1 protein-coding gene is annotated in these 1,193 nt (G+C 67.7%); it reads right to left on the bottom strand.

Annotated elements, in window-relative coordinates; all coding sequences use genetic code 11:
* Positions 1 to 2: 2 nt before the first annotated feature.
* Complete coding sequence (locus ACIP79_RS42315; RefSeq protein WP_401233343.1) at positions 3 to 1,088, bottom strand: IS630 family transposase; 1,086 nt, start codon at positions 1,086 to 1,088, stop codon at positions 3 to 5.
* Between the last annotated feature and the right edge of the window lie 105 nt (positions 1,089 to 1,193).

Here is a 1,193-nt window from a genome sequence, read left to right as displayed (position 1 = left end):
GCCTAGTGAGCTGGTTCGGAGATGCGTGAGCAGTAGCGGCAGATGCGGTCGAGGATCTGGTCGGCGGTCTTGGTCCATTTGAAGGGCCTGGCCTGGTCGTTCCAGACCTTGATCCAGTCCTCGAGTGCGGCCTTGAGGTTGTCGAGGGAGCAGAACACCCCGCGTTCGAGACAGCGCCGTTCCAACTCGGCGAACCATCGTTCGACCTGGTTGATCCACGACGAGTAGGTGGGCGTGAAGTGGAGGCGGAAGCGAGGGTGCGCGAGCAGCCACTTGTGCACCGCCGGCGCCTTGTGGGCGGAGAGGTTGTCGCAGATCACGTGGACTGCCAGGCCGGGCTCGGTCTGGCAGTCGATCTCGTCGAGGAAGTCACGGAAGTCCACGGCCCGGTGCTGCGCGGACAGCTTCGAGATCACTTTGCCCGTCGCGGTGTTCAGGGCGGCGAACAGATCGACGGTGCCGTGCCGGACGTAGTCGAAGCTGCGCCGCTCGGGCACTCCGGGCAGCATGGGCAGCACCGGCGCGGTCCGTTCCAGGGCCTGGATCTGCGGCTTCTCGTCCACCGCAAACACCGCGGCGTTGGCCGGCGGGGCCAGGTAGAGGCCGACGACATCGCGGATCTTGTCGATCAGCAGCGGGTCCGGGGAAATCTTGAAGGTCTCGGTCCGCCATGGCTGGAGGCCGAAGGCGTGCCAGATCCGCAGCACGCTCGCCGGGGAGATCCCCACGACCCTGGCCAGCTCTCGCTTCGACCAGTGCGTCGCTCCCCCGGGGGTCTCCTCCAGTGTGCGCACCACCACCTCCTCCACCTGGGCGTCGGTGATGGTGCGTGGCACCCCGGGGCGCGGCTCGTCGCTGAGCCCGTCCAGCCGGTCGCGCAGGAATCTCGCCCGCCACTTGGTCACGGTGCCCCGGTTGACGCCCAGCCGCGCGGCCACCGCGATATTGCTGCCGCCGTCCGCGCAGGCCAGCACGATCCGTGCCCGAAGGGCCAGGCCCTGCGCGGTCGTCCGGCGCCGGGCCCATCCCTGCAACGTCCGCCGCTCGGCATCGGATAACACCAGCGGCGCAAGCCTGCTGTCGCCCATCCCCACAGCAGACCGCAAACCACCAGCCCCGTCACCGCCCAAGCCACAATCCGAAACAGAACACGACTCAAGTGGCGACGGGAGAACTCAAAACCAGCTCACTAG

Origin of the sequence: Streptomyces sp. NPDC088747 (assembly GCF_044751025.1) — a bacterium.
Classification (GTDB): Bacteria; Actinomycetota; Actinomycetes; order Streptomycetales; family Streptomycetaceae; genus Streptomyces.
This window is presented reverse-complemented; position numbering and strand designations above follow the sequence as displayed.